A 15,320-nucleotide genomic window follows, 5' to 3' on the forward strand; every position below is an offset into this window, starting at 1 on the left:
GCCACGTTTGGCGTTGGATGTTGATATACTGGGTATGAGTATATTATTGCTGGGCGCACAAGGGCAATTAGGCGAAGCCTTGGGAGACGTGTTGCCAAAAGAAACATTGAAATGGGGAAGGGGCGAATTGGATCTTACACAAATTGATTCGATTGCCCCAAAGATATCTGAAGCACATCCTAATGTAGTAATTAATGCGGCAGCAATGACTGATGTGGATGGATGTGAAATAAATAGAGCATTAGCCGTAAAAATAAATGAAGATGCGCCTTGCCTGCTCGCAAAAGTTTGTAAGAGTTTAAACAGTCTCTTAGTACAGGTGAGCACTGATTATGTCTTTGGATATGATGAAACAAGGAAAAAACCCTACAATGAATCAGATACGCCGCATGCAATAAATTATTATGGCATTACTAAGCTTGAAGGAGAGCGAAAGATTATAGAGAGCGGCTGCGAATATTTAATCTTACGAACCTCAGGATTATACGGCAAGAAGAGTATGGGCTCGAATTACTCGAATTACGTTGAAAAAGTGCTCACGCGCGCGAGATCACAGGAAGAGATACGCGCAACCACAGATCAAATTTATTCCCCTACCTATGCCCAAGAGTTTACACAGGCACTTATATCTCTTATTGAACAGAATCAGCGCGGACTTCTGCATTTGGTAAATGTGGGCGAGGTCAGTCGTTATGAGTTTACTCAAGCAATTATTGAGCTTGCGGGATTGCCGGTACGGGTGGTGCCAGCTTTGAGGAAAGATTTTTCTCTACTTGCGCAGCGACCTTCATATTCAGCGCTTACCAGCGAACGCATTGAACTTTTTTCATTGATGAGCGATTGGAAAACTGCGCTTCAGAATTATATTAAAGAACGCGTCTTATGAAACTTTTAATTGTCGCATATAAATTTGGCACAGAACAGGAGATAGGCGAGCATCTTGGCACGTATCATTATTTTATCGAAAAAATGCGTCGTGTGGCGCTGAAAGGCCATGAGGTGCATGTCGTATGCCCGTGGCTCACCATGACACGAAGGGGAAGCGTGAAAGTTGATGGCATTATACTACATCGCACTTGGCCTCCGATGCTCAATAAAGCGTGGGCGTGGCCGTTGAATCGTCTCATGCGGCGATGGTATATGCACCGAACGCAGCGTAAGGTACTGCATCTTGTGAAGAAATTGAAGTGCGATCTCGTCTATGTTTGGCAGGCGCGCGAAACTGGCTACGCGCTTTGCCAAATAAAGGAACAATTGGGTATTCCCCTCATATTCCGCCAGATCACCGCGTGGCGGTGGCATTTTGAACGCACGATTGCGGATATTTTTAAATCTCATCGGTGGTATAAGGTTTTACAAAAGGCCAAGCTCCAACATTTGATTGATCCAGTTATACGTTATCTCCTTGACCTTGGAATTCAGGTCCATTACGCGCGCACGATATATCAGAAGGCTGATAAGATTGTATTTTTAAGCAATGCCGCAGTGGATGAAGCGGTGTCATTGGGATTAGACCGCGCGAAAGCGGATACCATTGGCGTGGCAATAGAAGAGGAGGCCTTCAAGCCGTTAGGGATTGAGAAAAAGGCATTGCGTGAAAAATTAGGATTGAACGGTCATAATATTATTAGTTTCATCGGTCGGTTGAATTTTGCGGAAAAAGGGATTGGGTGGCTGCTCTCTGCCCTTCCTGCGGTAGTGCAGTCAGTGCCTGGCGCTACACTTGTTATTATTGGTGGAGGAGGGGAGATGGAACGCATCAAGCGTGTGTGCAGAGAACTTCACATCGAACCATATGTCCAATTGGTAGGCAAAAAGCCATTGAATGAACTTGTTGCCTATTTAAACGCGTCTGATGTATTTGTGGTACCATCCCTTTGGATGGAAGCGTTTGGTCAAGTGACGATAGAGGCCATGTCCTGTGGCGTGCCCGTGGTGACGAGCGATGCAGGAGCAAGCCCGGAAATAAACAAGGATAACGTGAGCGGTATGGTGGTGCCCGTAAATGATGCGAATGCGCTTTCCAATGCCATCATCACAATACTGAAAGATGAAACCTTAAAGCAGCGTATGGGCCAAGCGGCTCGCGCGCGCGTCATTGAACTCTATACGTATGAGGTAATGGTGAATAGATTTCTAAATATCATGCAATCTTTATTACCGCGTTAATAGCATCAAAATGAAAATCCTTGTTACTGGCATCACAGGTTTTGTAGGCGGACATTTCACGGAATATATCGCTTCTGCTCATCCTGACGTCGAACTCCACGGAACTTCGCTTACTCCCGCATTGCCGCAGTATTTGGAGCCTATTAAAGGGCACTTAACACTTCATGAGTGCAATATAGACAATAAAGGACGCATACAAGAGCTTATAGATCACATCCGGCCTGATGCTCTTATACATCTCGCTGCGCAAAGCTATGTAAGCACCTCGTGGGAAAATCCGGAAACGACCCTGCATACCAACATCATTGGCCAGAGCAATCTGCTGGAAGCGGTAAGAGCCGTACAGGGTGGTTCCTACAACCCCATTATTCTCATCGCGTGTTCCTCTGAAGAATATGGGCAGCAAGGCCCGCAAGAAGGCTTTACCCCGTTACCAATAACGGTACAGCATAAAGTAACGGGAACAGAACGCTATGACGGAAATAAGTACCTGGTAACGGGGTTTACTGAAGAGAGCTCCCTGCAGCCGCTCTCGCCCTATGCGCTTTCAAAAATCGCGCAGGATTACATGGGCTATCAGTATTGGAGGGCGTATGGTATGAAGGTCATCCGCCTACGCGCGTTCAACCATACCGGCCCGCGTCGCGATCCCGTATTCGGCGTATCGGGTTTTTGCAAGAAGGTTGCGGAGATTGAAAAAGGATTGCGCCCCCCGCAGCTGGAAGTGAGGGATTTGACTGCAGTGCGCGATTTTACTGACGTGCGGGATGTGGTGCAGGCTTATTGGTTGGCGGTAGAGAAGTGCAAACCGGGGGAAGTTTACAATGTATGTTCGGGCAGGGGGTATCGTTTTCAAGATATTATTTCCGCGATCACTAAGCTCTCTCGAGTGCAGCCGATCGCGTTGGTTCCTGATCCCAAAGGGTTGAGGCCCACTGATGGAGGCATTATTATAGGCAATAACAGGAAATTCTGCACCACAACCGGCTGGCAGCCGAAATTTAATTTCCTTAAACATACGATTCCTGATATATTGGAATACTGGAGAAATAATATTTCTTAGATTTTAATAGCACAAACTATGTCACGAATTGAATTTTTATTTTTGAACCTCAAGCCCGGCGTCATTCTCGATATAGGAAATTTAGGGAGAGCCAAACTTTTCCACGAGCGGCTGATTGCGGAGTTCCCTCAATCACAAATTCATGGGATTGATATTGAAGACCAAGCCATATACGGACTGCATTTCCAGAATCAAATTGTGGGCAACGCAGAGGCAATGCCGTATCAGGATAATTATTTTGATGCCGTCTACATGGGTGAAGTTATAGAGCACAGCTGGGTTCCGAAGCAGATTATTGATGAATGTTACCGGGTGCTTAAAATAGGCGGCGTGCTTATCCTTGATTGTCCGAACGTATATGCACTGTCGCGTATTCTGCGTTTTTTAGCAACCGGCCGCGACATCATTCTTGGCAGTCCGAATCATCGCATTTTTTATTCGCGTGCGATGATGGAGAATTTGCTAGAGAAGAGCGGTTTTCAGAAAACTGAAGTCACTGCGGACAGCAAGTGCACGATAAAAAGCAGAAGTTTCAAATTGCCGCGTTTCGGCCCGTTTGCGTATCTAGGCGAACATCTGCTCGCCGCGGCGTGGAAATGAATTTCACTTTTTTAAAGATCGTATACTGTGGAGCGCAGGCGTCGTTGCCTGTTTTTTTTATTAGAAAAATGATAGAATAAGCGTAAATTTAACTGTCTGATCATTATGAGAAACATTAATTTATTTGCGTTTCCTTTGCATCTGAAAATACCCAATGGCTATTGGGATCAGCTCTATGGCGGCATTGCGCGGGAGCGGCCGGATATCGTGCTGAAGCATAATGATTTTATGGGCCTTGCGCGCTCGTGGCGCAGCACAAACGTGGTGCATTTACACTGGCCTTCAATACTTTACGCAAGCAAGTGGCGTGTTATCTCCCTTATAAAATTTGTCATCCGTATAGGCATTATCACATTGTCGAAACTGCGCGGCGACAGGATTATTTGGACTGTCCATAATATGCGCGATCATGAAGGGAAGAATGCGGCCTTTGACGCGCTTGCCCAACGGTTCCTGGCGCGGTACGCGGACGCGGTTATTGTCCATTCGCCCGCTGGCGTTGAGTTTCTTGCTGAAAATTACCGGAGGGCGAATGACGTCTATGTTATTCCGCATCCCAACTACGTCGGCTTCCATGGTCCGCGACTCTCGGCGCCGGATCCCTCGCTTCGCGCCGTTCTTGATTTAAAAGAGAATGACAAAGTTTTTTTAAGTTTTGGTTCAATTCGGCCTTATAAAAACCTTGAGCAGCTCATTTCACTTTTTAACAACTTGCCTGATCGCTATATTTTAGTGATTGCGGGAAAATCGTTTTATCAATCATATCTTGCCGCATTGCGTGCGTTGGTAAAAAAAAATAACGTATGCGTTGTGCCTCATTCTATTCCGAACGAAGACATACCACGCTATTTTTCATTGGTTCACGCCTCGCTTTTTGCCTTCAAAGAAGTGCTCACTTCAGGATCGATGCTGCTTTCGCTTTCCTACGGCGTTCCCGCGATTGTGCCAAAGCGCGGCGATATGCCCTCGGTGATTAAAGATGGAGTCAATGGATTTTTATATAAGAATGGACAGGAACTTGACGCACGCATAAGATACATGGGAAGTTTGGATAACGCGGCGCTCTTAAGACTGCAGGAAAGCACTTTACGGGAAACGGTATCGATTTCATTGGATGCCATTGTCCATGCTACACTGGGAGTATATGGCATTTAATATATATTGAATTGCTAACCTAATTCCGATAATGTCATTCCTGACCGAGATCAGGAATCCAGACAAAAAATAAACAAAAATCATTTTTCTTTTGGTTTTCTGGATTCCCGCCGGAGTTTACCCCGTACCGTGATACGGGGCGGGAATGACATTAGAGTCGGAATTTGAAGAGCAATTGAATATAATATATGGACCCTAAGGCCTTCTATGACTCCGTGTATGCAAGCAAAGGGGACCGCGCCATGCGCCCGCGATGGGTATATGAACGGTGGTTCAGGTTATTAGGCAATACACAAACTTACCAATCATTGCTTGATGTCGGGTGCGGCACGGGGTTGTTTTTGCAAGTGGCTACGGAGCAGGGCTTGGCTGCCACAGGCCTTGATTTATCGGATGCCGCGGTCGCGCTCTCAAAGAAAAATTCGCCCCACTCCACAGTGGTGCAGGGGAGCGGGGAACGTCTGCCCTTTCTCGATAAGCAGTTTGACTATGTGTGTTGTCTGGGGAGTTTGGAGCACTACAGCGATCCTCTAAAGGGGCTTCGTGAATTGGTGAGGGTTGCGAAAGACGATGCGAAATTTCTTATTATACTGCCGAATGACAATTACCTTTTTTGGAAGTTAAAAAAAATAAAAAAAGGAACTGCGCAGAGGGAATTTGAAGTATTAAAAAATTTTGATGGATGGAAGCGTTTTTTGGATGAAGGGGGATTGGAAATACTGCACATATATCAGGATAAATATCCTTCAGAGGAGCTGCGCATATTTCAATTTAAAAATCCCTACAAGATACTGCGGCGAGTGCTCTATAAAATGATTTGGCTTATGATGCCGTTGAAGTACACGTATCAATTTGTTTTTATTTTACAGAAAAATTTTTATACGTGAAACGTATATAAATATGAAAAAATATATTAGAAAATTATTAAGTTTTATTATCTTATTATTCAATAAAACACATTGGATCGTTAGCCTCATCTTATGGCCATTGGCAAAAAGAGGATTGGGTCAAAATTACCTCGAAGTCGTACAAATCGGTGATGGCATTAAATTGAAGGTGTATTCTGATATGTATGATATGGTGAATAAAGTATTGATGTTTTATTCTGATTTTGTGACTTATGCGTGGGAGCCTGTAACCACCAGATTATTTCAAAAATTAATTAAAGGGAAGAAGTGTATTGTAATAGCCGGCGCCCATTTGGGATATTATCCCCTCATTGCAGCTCGTTTTAATATCAATGCAATAATTTATGCGTTTGAGCCTGTTACATATATATATGATCGCTTTATACAAAATATAGAACTAAATCATTTTCTAAATATTCGAGCGGAACCACAAGCGCTATCCAATCAAAATAGCGAAACTGACATCATCAAAGCGGACGGCGGTTCCACAATCATCCTGTCCCAATATCCATCCTTAAATAAAGGAAAAGAAAAGTGCCATTGCGTTACTATTGATGATTATTTTAACGATAAAGATGAGAAACCAGATTTTATGCTGTTGGATGTTGAAGGTAGTGAATACCGAGCATTAGCGGGAGCAGAACAAGTGCTTAAAGTATTTCACCCAGATATTATATTCGAAATATATTTAAAAGATACTGCACAAGCCGATACTATTGTTCTACCTGCTCAATTGTTAGACAGGCATGGCTATGAATTATATGTAATTCATGAACAAAACGAACCTATGCTTATAGGAGAGAATTTTCCCATTGTACTATCACGGCTGCGAGTTGACGATGTCCGACATCTCAAGGGTGCGTACGTTAATATTTTAGCCACTCGTGATCGTAAGAAGATAAAACTGATGTTTCCAAGTATTTCTGGCATATAATACGAGCGGGAATATACAATGTTAACCATACTATTCGTATGAGAAGAGTCATTACACGGGATTATTCTGTAGGTATGGCAAAAGTATTTATGTGAATAAAAATTGTTTATTCCCTATAGTATATAGAGAATTTATTTCCATGAAGTTAATTTATTTTGCCAATATACGCCTGCCTACGGAAAAAGCGTATGGCATACAGATAATGAAAATGTGTGATGCTTTTTCACACGCAGGCGCGGAAGTGACGCTGGTGATCCCCACGCGCGCGAATCCCGGATTTAACGGTGTCAATCCTTTTGACTATTATGGGGTGAAACGATCTTTTGCGTTACAACGCATTAAAACGTTTGATCCTTGGTGGCTGATACGATTGCCGCAAGGCATCTATATTAAGGTTCAAGGATTTCTTTTTATATTCAAATTATATTTATGGTTCTTTATTCACAATATATATTCAAAATACGATGTCGCGTATACCCGTGATGAGTATCTCTTGCCGCTCCTGCATAAATTTTTTCCGCGTGTGGTGTGGGAAGCGCACAATTTACCAAGTCATCCGCAGCGCTATATCAAAGCATGGCGAAAATGCCGGTACATTGTCGCAATTACCAAGGGGCTTAAGGACGCATTAGTGAAACAAGGCGTACACCCTGATCACATAATGGTGGCGCCGGATGGAGTAGACCTTGAAAAGTTCACCCGGTCATCCGACCGGGTGCCCAGTCGAATGACTGGGCAAGTTCAACCCTTCGACTCGGCTCAGGGTGACAGGGATGAGTTACGGAGGCAATTAGGTTTACCGACAGACAAAAAGATTATCCTTTATAGCGGCCATTTATATGAACGGAAAGGCGCGCAAATGCTCGCTGATGCGATCCGTTTGCTCGATGATCGCTTTCTTGCGGTAATTGTGGGCGGCACACCTCATGATATCGAGAGATTTGCGATACGCAATATGGATACATTCCGTATAAAAATTGTCGGTTATCAGCCCCATGCGCTCATCCCGCGTTATCTCAATGCGGCAGACGCGCTGGTATTGCCGAATTCTGCAAAAAACGATGATGCAAAATTATTCACTTCACCCATGAAATTATTCGAATACATGACCGCGCACGCCCCTCTTATTGCGTCCCGCGTGCCTGCGCTGCAGGAAATATTAAATGACCATAATGCAGTTTTTTTTAATCCGGATGATCCGCGCGATCTCGCCAATGTTATTCAAAAGGTAATTGATAACCCAGATCTCTATAATGCATATTGGCAGCAGGCGAATAAAGACGTCATGCAGTATACATGGCTTAAGCGGGCACAGCGTATCTTCACTACAATCATCAAATAAATAATATGTTCAATAAATTTCGAGATTTACTAGCCAAAAAACCATGGATTTTCAATGTGCTAAGAAATATTATTGAATTTAATTTTACCAAAGAAAAGGAGCTTATCCGAAAGGCCTTTGGCGATAGTGCGGGGAAGACGATACTCGATATTGGCTGCGGCACTGGCACGTTTGCGCCACTTTTTGTGGATGATATCTATTATGGCATAGATCTATCGCCAGATTATATTCAGCATGCAAAAAAAAATAAAAAGGGTACTTTCAAAATTATGAATGCAACCCAATTGGAATTTCCTGATGAGAAGTTCGATTACGCGCTCATCATGGCCGTTTTACACCATTGTGACTCTGAAACGGTTCAGCAAATTTTACGAGAAACACGTCGTGTATTAAAAACTCAAGGGAAAGCGCTAGTGATTGAGGTCAGCCATAGCACTGAAATGGACAACTTTATTTTTCGTTTCTTGAGGAAATTTGATAAAGGAGATTATATCCGCTCTCCACAAGAATACGCGCAACTCATTTTAAATAATTTTAAAATTGACAAGGAAATGACTTTTCGCAGCGGATTATATGTCTATCACAGCTTCGAGGTGTATAAATAGGGAATATGGCATCAGTGACTCCTCTCACGTCTGAATTATCGATAGTGATCCTCTGTTACCGAGCAGGAGACGCAGTCCGTGATTTCATTTCACGTACCATCGTAATCCTTGCAGAAGGCGGTATTCCAGACTATGAGCTTGTATTGGTAGGCAATTTTATGGAAGGCTCTGGAGACCGCACTCCACGCATCGTAGCAGAATTAGCGGCGACCTATCCGAAAGTGGTATATCTGGCAGAACCAAAACAGGGAATGATGGGATGGGATATGAGAAAAGGTTTGGAGAAAGCGAGAGGCGCCTATCTTGCGGTCATTGACGGTGATGGGCAAATGCCGATTGCGGATTTAGTAAAAGTATATACAAAAATTAAAAATGAGCGACTTGATATGGTTAAAACATATCGTCTGCAAAGAGGAGATAGTATTTTAAGAAAAACAATTTCTTTTATTTATAATTTATTTTTTCATGCGCTTTTCCCTGGGTTAAATGTACGGGATATCAACGCGAAACCGAAAATATTCACTCGTGCGGTCTATGAACGCATGTGGCTGGAATCAAATGACTGGTTTATTGACGCAGAAATTATGATCGAAGCACGGCGTCTGCACTTGCGTATAGGAGAAATACCCACAGTTTTTTTGGGACTTACGGGACGCAGGTCATTTGTGAAAATGAGAGCGATAAATGAATTTTTAATAAATTTAATACGCTATAGGATAAGAGAATTTCGGCGTACAAAATAAGAATGAAATATAGTATGCAGGATACATTTATGCCGCAAATAAAAAAAGTGTGCATATTTTTATATACTAGTTGGTTGTCTCGTTTTTTTAAACCCCTCTTTATTTTTTGTCGGGCGCACGCGGGCGCATTGTTCCTCTCTTTATTCATCGGAATGATAACGATAGCGCCACAGCTTATTTTCCAGTCAACGCTAGGGGAGCGCTACCAAGGTATTTATTTGGGCGGTACCGATAATGAAGACTATTATGCGGGAAGGGTGCGGGAAGCGTTCGACGGGCACTATGCTATAGGCAACGCATTTCTTTATGAAGGCCGTGACGCACTTTTTTTGCAGCCACCTTTGGGTGAATTATTATTTTTACCCCTTGGCGCTCTGTTCTCTTTTAATCCAGTGACGACTCTCTTCTGGGGCTCGCGTTTTGTTTTTCCCTTATTATTAACGTTCATTATATATTATTTCATTTATCTGCTTTTTTCGTCTAAGTTATTAGCGCTTGCCGTAAGCAGCAGTATCGTGCTTGCTTCGCAATTTGTATATTTTCCTAAACAATTATTTAATTTAATTCCCACGCAGTTTGGTGCTTTTTCTATTGATAGTTTTCTTACCTATTCCCGCCCTGTGCTTCCCCAAACAAGCACGCTATTTTTTTTCCTATTTTTATTATTATTTTTCTTGCTCCTTAACAAGCGTACGATGGTATGGCATTGTTATCCGATAGGCATACTGTATGGGTTGAGTATCTATCTCTATCTTTATAACTGGATTTTCCTTACTGTTTTTTGCATTATTATTATAGGGTTTTACGTCTGGTGGAAAGATAAGGAAATGGTAAAGGCATTGATGCGATTTTTTTTCTGCGGGATAATTATCACCCTGCCCTTCTGGTTTGTCATGTTAAAAAATGCGAATTCACCATTTTGGGTTGAGACGGCGGCACGATATAATATATATGGGTCCCATGACTTCGTATTCAGCAAACTGTTGGCTATAAGCCTTATAGGATGGCTTGCCGCGAATTACCGGAAATTGAAAGATCCTGCAGTCCACCTGATACTCGCCCTTATATTAAGCGGATTTGTGGTAATTAATCAGCAAATCATCACTGGGAGAGTTTTATTTTACGGGCATTTTCATTGGTATTTCAACGTTCCAATTTTTATTATAGCCATGCTCTATTTAGCGCATATGCTTAGTGTACGGGTAGCTCCTCTGCTGAATAAAATAATGGTGATAATTATTCTTAGCGTGAGCATCGGTTCCGCCACTATGATTCAAGCGAAAAGCCTGGAAACGAGAGCCCAAGGCTATATGGCGCAGCAGGATTGGGGTGGCGTATATCTGTGGCTGGATAAAAATCTCCCTTTGGAGTCGGTTATCTTAAGCAATAATAGAAGTTTTTCAAATGCGATTCCCACCTATACTAAACATTATCCCTATGACGGGATATATGCGCATTTGTTTTTGGCTGATCCGGAACGATTAAAGTATAATATATTTATTTATCTTTGGTTGCGCGGCCTGAAAGCGGACAAAGCGGGCGAATATTTTTCACACACACCGCATGAAATCATTGGATACCTTGGTGCGGCAAGGGTGAGGCGCGTCTATGGATGCACCGTCTGCGTGCCCGCAGATATTTTACACGGCTTTGCGGATGAATATGTCCGTTTTATCGAGCAACGACGCTATGAGCAACTTGCGCAATATAAACTAGACATATTTGCATGGGATAGGCGCGAGGATGGCGCAGTGCCGGAATATTTACTCACCAGGTTTACATTCGTTACAAGGGTGAATAATTTTGACATTTATCGCATTCATTAACTATATAACCTAAATACCTATTATGACTCAAGATGCGCATCAGAAAAAAACAGCGATTATCATAGGCGCAGGCCCAGCAGGCTTAACTGTTGCATGGGAATTGCTGACAAGAACTGATATAACTCCCATAATCCTTGAAAAAAGCAATATGATCGGCGGATTAGCGCGTTCTATTGATTATAAAGGTAACCGTATGGATATCGGGCCGCATCGTTTTTTTTCAAAGTCCGATCGTGTCATGCGCTGGTGGCTTGGGCATTTGCCGTTACAGCATGTGGACAATATGGAGTTTATCCGATCTTATCAAACGAAACTGGGCATCACGAATCAAAATCAGCGCCTTGATCCCGAGACAACTGATTTAGTTATGCTTTTGCGCAATCGGAAGACGAGAATATATTTTTTAATGGATCTGTTCCCTTATCCGATTGCGTTAAATATGGTTATGCTTCTAAGGCTCGGTTTTTATAAAATTTTGCGCATCGGCATCAGTTATGTATACAGTATATTATTTCCCATAAAACCAATGAAAAATTTGGAGGATTTTTATATTAACCGTTTTGGAAAGGAACTCTATTTAACTTTTTTTAAATCATATACAGAGAAATTATGGGGATTATCATGCCGCGAGATCAGTGCGGAGTGGGGAGCGCAGCGCGTAAAAGGCCTTTCGGTGGGGAATGCGCTGAAAGATTTTATTATGAAACTGATACATAAAAATAAAAGCATAGACCAAAAAAAGACTGAAACGTCGCTCATTGAATGGTTTTTGTATCCTAAGCGCGGTGCGGGACAAATGTGGGAAACAGTAGCGGATAAAATACGGCAAAGGGGAGGTGAGATTATCATGAATTTTAATGTCGATAAAATTTATCAAAAGGAGCATACTGTAATAGCAATTGGTGGTCATAGTCTCATTGAAGGACAAAAAAAAGAATGGCAAGGAGATTACTTTTTTTCGACAATGCCGGTGCAAGAATTGACAAAATCATTTATGGGAGAAGTCGATCAGGAGGTAAGAGAAATCAGTGATGGGCTGCGTTATCGTGATATAATTCTTATTGGTTTATTATTGAAACGCCTATTATTAACTGATAAAGAATATCCCCACGAACTAATACGTGACAATTGGTTATATATTCAGGAACCCAATGTGCAGGTGGCGAGGATACAAATATGCAATAATATGAGTCCTTATCTCGTGGCAGCCCCGGGGCTCGTATGGATAGGGGCAGAATATTTTTGTCAGGTTGGCGACAATATGTGGGAGCGCGATGATGCTTCTTTAGTGCAAATGGCGCAAAAGGAATTGGAAAAAATTGGGATAATCGCAGAAAGAGATACAGTTGACGGGGTGGTCATACGCCAGGAGAAGGCGTACCCGGTTTATTTCGGCGCATATCAGCAGTTTGAAACGGTGAGGAAATTTTATGACCAATTCGACAACCTATTTTTGCTGGGCCGCAATGGCATGCATAAATATAATAATCAAGATCACTCTATGCTCACCGCCATGGTAGCAGTGGACAATATCATTCATCATCGCCAAAACAAGGAAAATATTTGGGCGGTGAATACGGAGAAAGAGTATCATGAGGAAAAGTAATTTATTTTCATCGTTCCCCATGGTAGGGTGGCTCATATTGTTATCTTTAGCCATTCGGCTTTGTTTATTTGCAATATATCAGCCATGGCAAGAGATTACCCTGCAAAAAATATTAATTTCCGATGCCCTGCAGTACTATCAGTTGGCAGAACGCATTCTCTCCGATATTTCATTATCAACTTTCGGCACGTTCCGCACTCCTCTTTACCCTCTCTATCTTGCAGTCATTTTTGCGGTTATAGGCAGTAAGGTTTGGGCGGCGCTTTTATTCCAAATTTTTTTTGATGTCGGTACGACCATCCTTGTATACCTGCTGGCAAAGGAGATATTCGCGTCACAGAAAACAGCGCATTATGCCATGTTGTTCTACAGCATTGATTTATTGGCAGCAGCCCAGACGTTGCAGCTCATGACTGAAACTATTTTTACGTTTATCTTTACGGGCGCGGTATTGGCCACGGTTTATGCATTGAAACGGGATAATATTAAATATTATGCTTTGGGTGGAATGTATCTGGGGTTAGCAACGCTAGTTCGCCCCGTAGCTCAATATTTGGGACTCATCCTGACTTTTTTTATACCTTTTTCACGCAAGCTATTTAGTCGTGCAGTGGTATATATCGGATTTTTTTTCCTCATCCTTTCATTTTGGCAAATAAGAAATTATTTCAATTTTGGGCACTATGCTCTCTCTACCATCGAAGGCTACAATCTTTTGGAATATAATGTCGCAAAGGTAAAATCGTTAGTGGAGCATGTCAGCCTTGATGAATCAAGGTACGAATTGAACAAGCTCGTAGATCCCACGATTACCAATCCATTCAGCCGCGCATCGGTGCAACAAAAAATAGCCGTTTCCTATATTCTCGCCCATCCTTGGTGGTATAGTTATTATCATATAAAGGGAGGCGCAAATATGATGTTAGGGACTGCGAAGGTCAGCTTATTGCCCGTATTAAAAATACCTCCCTTTATAAGAAGTGATACCACTCTTAGTGAAAATCTTTTTACCAGAATTGAGAGAACCATATCTACCGCAAGGCAGGAATATTGGCTCACACCCATCCTATTTATCATGCAATTAATTGAATATGTATTATGTGCGATAGGTTTTACAGTAATGAGGAAAACCGATAATAGATATTTAATGTTATTAATTGCGATGATACTGGTTTATTTCTTTCTCGCAACTGGCGTAGTGGGAACCGCGCGGTATCGTGCCCCGGTCATCCCCTTATATCTTATCATGAGCGCGTATGGGTTTGAGCGAGTAATAAATTATTATAGACAGAAGAATCTTTTACGGCGTGTGTTATGACCATGCTCTATATAGGGTTTGCACAGCCTCATACCTCCATCGATGGCGTATATCTGCGCGGTTTGAGGGAGAATGGCATAGAAGTAATTGATTATTTTTTTCCGCAAAAATCGCTTGCGCGTTATTGGCAGATTTTATCAGCGTATTTTAAGCAGAGACACAGTGTTGATATCATCTGCGCCGGTTACGCAAGCCCGCACGTGGTAATCTGGCTCCGTCTGTGGTCGCGGAAAAAGATTGTTTATAATGCGCTTTGTTCGGAATATGAGAGGAAGATCATTTCACGGAATCTTGCGAGTACTCATTCTGTCAAAGCCATATATTATTGGCTTTTAGATATACTTGCATGTTGGTGTGCAGATTTGATAATGGTGGAAAGCGCACATCAGAAAGCCTTTTTTGAAAAAAAGTTCCATGTGCCGGGAGGAAAGCTTATGGTCGCATGGACGGGCACCGATGATAAGAAGTTTCATTTTGATCCCCAGAGTAAGAAGTTTGATGATTTTACTGTGCTTTTCAGAGGGCGATTGCTGCCTGAAGCGGGAGGGGACATAGTGGTGAAGGCTGCGAAAATATTGGAAGGAAAAGGGATTAAGGTATTGATGCTTGCAAACGGCATTGAGCTGGAAAAGATTCAAAAGTTGATTCATGAGCTTCAGCCGCAGAATCTGGAATTAAAAACAGAATATTTGACAGAAGACGAGCTCATCGCCCTTATGTTGCGCTGCCATGTCAGCCTTGGGCAGCTGTCCTCTCATGAACGCCTTGAGCGGACTATCCCACATAAAGCGTATGAATCGCTTTGTCTGAGATTGCCGTATCTTACCGCGAGGAATCCGGCCATCATAGAAATTGTGAAGGAGGGCGAGACGTGCATAGCCTGCAATCCTGATGACCCTGAAGACCTCGCGGAAAAAATATTATGGTTTCGCGATCACCCGAAGGAGCGCGAGGAAATCGCCGAAAGGGGATACCGGCTCTATCATGAGCGCTTTACACCCCAAGCGCTTGCCGCTGCATTATTAAATGAACTGAAGAAGTTATAAGCCTT

14 protein-coding genes are annotated in these 15,320 nt (G+C 42.6%); all 14 read left to right on the top strand.

Translation table 11 applies throughout. The annotated features are described in order from the left end of the window. The first annotated feature begins 34 nt into the window (after positions 1-34). Positions 35-886 carry a dTDP-4-dehydrorhamnose reductase gene (gene rfbD / locus WC659_00650; protein ID MFA4872431.1) on the top strand — a complete coding sequence of 284 codons (852 nt, stop codon included), beginning with the start codon at positions 35-37 and terminating at the stop codon, positions 884-886. Continuing rightward, positions 883-2,169 (top strand): glycosyltransferase family 4 protein, encoded by a 1,287-nt coding sequence (locus tag WC659_00655; GenBank protein ID MFA4872432.1) that lies wholly within the window; start codon positions 883-885, stop codon positions 2,167-2,169. The genes rfbD and WC659_00655 overlap by 4 nt, the downstream gene beginning before the upstream one ends. Before the next feature lie 10 nt (positions 2,170-2,179). After that, positions 2,180-3,232 (top strand): GDP-mannose 4,6-dehydratase, encoded by a 1,053-nt coding sequence (locus tag WC659_00660; protein ID MFA4872433.1) that lies wholly within the window; start codon positions 2,180-2,182, stop codon positions 3,230-3,232. Positions 3,233-3,250: 18 nt separating this feature from the next. Next, entirely contained in the window at positions 3,251-3,832 is a 582-nt protein-coding gene (locus WC659_00665) for a methyltransferase domain-containing protein (GenBank protein ID MFA4872434.1), read from the top strand. A 105-nt stretch (positions 3,833-3,937) separates the two neighbouring features. Then, a complete protein-coding gene (locus WC659_00670; protein MFA4872435.1) occupies positions 3,938-4,987 on the top strand; it encodes a glycosyltransferase family 4 protein in 1,050 nt (349 codons plus the stop codon). 188 nt (positions 4,988-5,175) lie between these two features. After that, positions 5,176-5,874 (top strand): class I SAM-dependent methyltransferase, encoded by a 699-nt coding sequence (locus WC659_00675; protein MFA4872436.1) that lies wholly within the window; start codon positions 5,176-5,178, stop codon positions 5,872-5,874. A 13-nt stretch (positions 5,875-5,887) separates the two neighbouring features. Further along, complete coding sequence (locus WC659_00680) at positions 5,888-6,829, top strand: FkbM family methyltransferase (GenBank protein ID MFA4872437.1); 942 nt, start codon at positions 5,888-5,890, stop codon at positions 6,827-6,829. 139 nt (positions 6,830-6,968) lie between these two features. Beyond that, positions 6,969-8,171: a glycosyltransferase gene (locus WC659_00685; protein MFA4872438.1), complete on the top strand. Its 1,203-nt coding sequence runs from the start codon at positions 6,969-6,971 to the stop codon at positions 8,169-8,171. 5 nt (positions 8,172-8,176) lie between these two features. Next, the gene (locus WC659_00690) at positions 8,177-8,776 is read left to right on the top strand and encodes a class I SAM-dependent methyltransferase (protein ID MFA4872439.1); all 600 of its coding nucleotides are present in this window, start codon (positions 8,177-8,179) and stop codon (positions 8,774-8,776) included. A gap of 5 nt (positions 8,777-8,781) precedes the next feature. After that, entirely contained in the window at positions 8,782-9,519 is a 738-nt protein-coding gene (locus WC659_00695) for a glycosyltransferase family 2 protein (GenBank protein MFA4872440.1), read from the top strand. Between the two features lie 14 nt (positions 9,520-9,533). Then, positions 9,534-11,345 carry a hypothetical protein gene (locus WC659_00700; GenBank protein ID MFA4872441.1) on the top strand — a complete coding sequence of 604 codons (1,812 nt, stop codon included), beginning with the start codon at positions 9,534-9,536 and terminating at the stop codon, positions 11,343-11,345. Positions 11,346-11,367: 22 nt separating this feature from the next. Next, on the top strand, positions 11,368-12,951 hold the full coding sequence (locus WC659_00705; GenBank protein MFA4872442.1) for an NAD(P)/FAD-dependent oxidoreductase: 1,584 nt from the start codon (positions 11,368-11,370) through the stop codon (positions 12,949-12,951). Continuing rightward, a complete protein-coding gene (locus tag WC659_00710; GenBank protein ID MFA4872443.1) occupies positions 12,938-14,269 on the top strand; it encodes a glycosyltransferase family 39 protein in 1,332 nt (443 codons plus the stop codon). Before WC659_00705 ends, WC659_00710 begins: the two co-directional genes overlap by 14 nt. After that, complete coding sequence (locus WC659_00715) at positions 14,266-15,315, top strand: glycosyltransferase family 4 protein (protein ID MFA4872444.1); 1,050 nt, start codon at positions 14,266-14,268, stop codon at positions 15,313-15,315. The genes WC659_00710 and WC659_00715 overlap by 4 nt, the downstream gene beginning before the upstream one ends. The last annotated feature ends 5 nt before the right edge of the window (positions 15,316-15,320 follow it).

It is taken from the genome of Patescibacteria group bacterium (assembly GCA_041645165.1).
Classification (GTDB): domain Bacteria; phylum Patescibacteriota; class Patescibacteriia; order 2-02-FULL-49-11; family 2-02-FULL-49-11; genus 2-02-FULL-49-11.

What these genes read in the sequence shown, in the direction of transcription:
- rfbD (MFA4872431.1), top strand. Translation starts at nt 35, where the DNA reads ATGAGTATATTATTGCTGGGCGCACAAGGGCAATTAGGCGAAGCCTTG.
- WC659_00655 (MFA4872432.1), top strand. Translation starts at nt 883, where the DNA reads ATGAAACTTTTAATTGTCGCATATAAATTTGGCACAGAACAGGAGATA.
- WC659_00660 (MFA4872433.1), top strand. Translation starts at nt 2,180, where the DNA reads ATGAAAATCCTTGTTACTGGCATCACAGGTTTTGTAGGCGGACATTTC.
- WC659_00665 (MFA4872434.1), top strand. Translation starts at nt 3,251, where the DNA reads ATGTCACGAATTGAATTTTTATTTTTGAACCTCAAGCCCGGCGTCATT.
- WC659_00670 (MFA4872435.1), top strand. Translation starts at nt 3,938, where the DNA reads ATGAGAAACATTAATTTATTTGCGTTTCCTTTGCATCTGAAAATACCC.
- WC659_00675 (MFA4872436.1), top strand. Translation starts at nt 5,176, where the DNA reads ATGGACCCTAAGGCCTTCTATGACTCCGTGTATGCAAGCAAAGGGGAC.
- WC659_00680 (MFA4872437.1), top strand. Translation starts at nt 5,888, where the DNA reads ATGAAAAAATATATTAGAAAATTATTAAGTTTTATTATCTTATTATTC.
- WC659_00685 (MFA4872438.1), top strand. Translation starts at nt 6,969, where the DNA reads ATGAAGTTAATTTATTTTGCCAATATACGCCTGCCTACGGAAAAAGCG.
- WC659_00690 (MFA4872439.1), top strand. Translation starts at nt 8,177, where the DNA reads ATGTTCAATAAATTTCGAGATTTACTAGCCAAAAAACCATGGATTTTC.
- WC659_00695 (MFA4872440.1), top strand. Translation starts at nt 8,782, where the DNA reads ATGGCATCAGTGACTCCTCTCACGTCTGAATTATCGATAGTGATCCTC.
- WC659_00700 (MFA4872441.1), top strand. Translation starts at nt 9,534, where the DNA reads ATGCAGGATACATTTATGCCGCAAATAAAAAAAGTGTGCATATTTTTA.
- WC659_00705 (MFA4872442.1), top strand. Translation starts at nt 11,368, where the DNA reads ATGACTCAAGATGCGCATCAGAAAAAAACAGCGATTATCATAGGCGCA.
- WC659_00710 (MFA4872443.1), top strand. Translation starts at nt 12,938, where the DNA reads ATGAGGAAAAGTAATTTATTTTCATCGTTCCCCATGGTAGGGTGGCTC.
- WC659_00715 (MFA4872444.1), top strand. Translation starts at nt 14,266, where the DNA reads ATGACCATGCTCTATATAGGGTTTGCACAGCCTCATACCTCCATCGAT.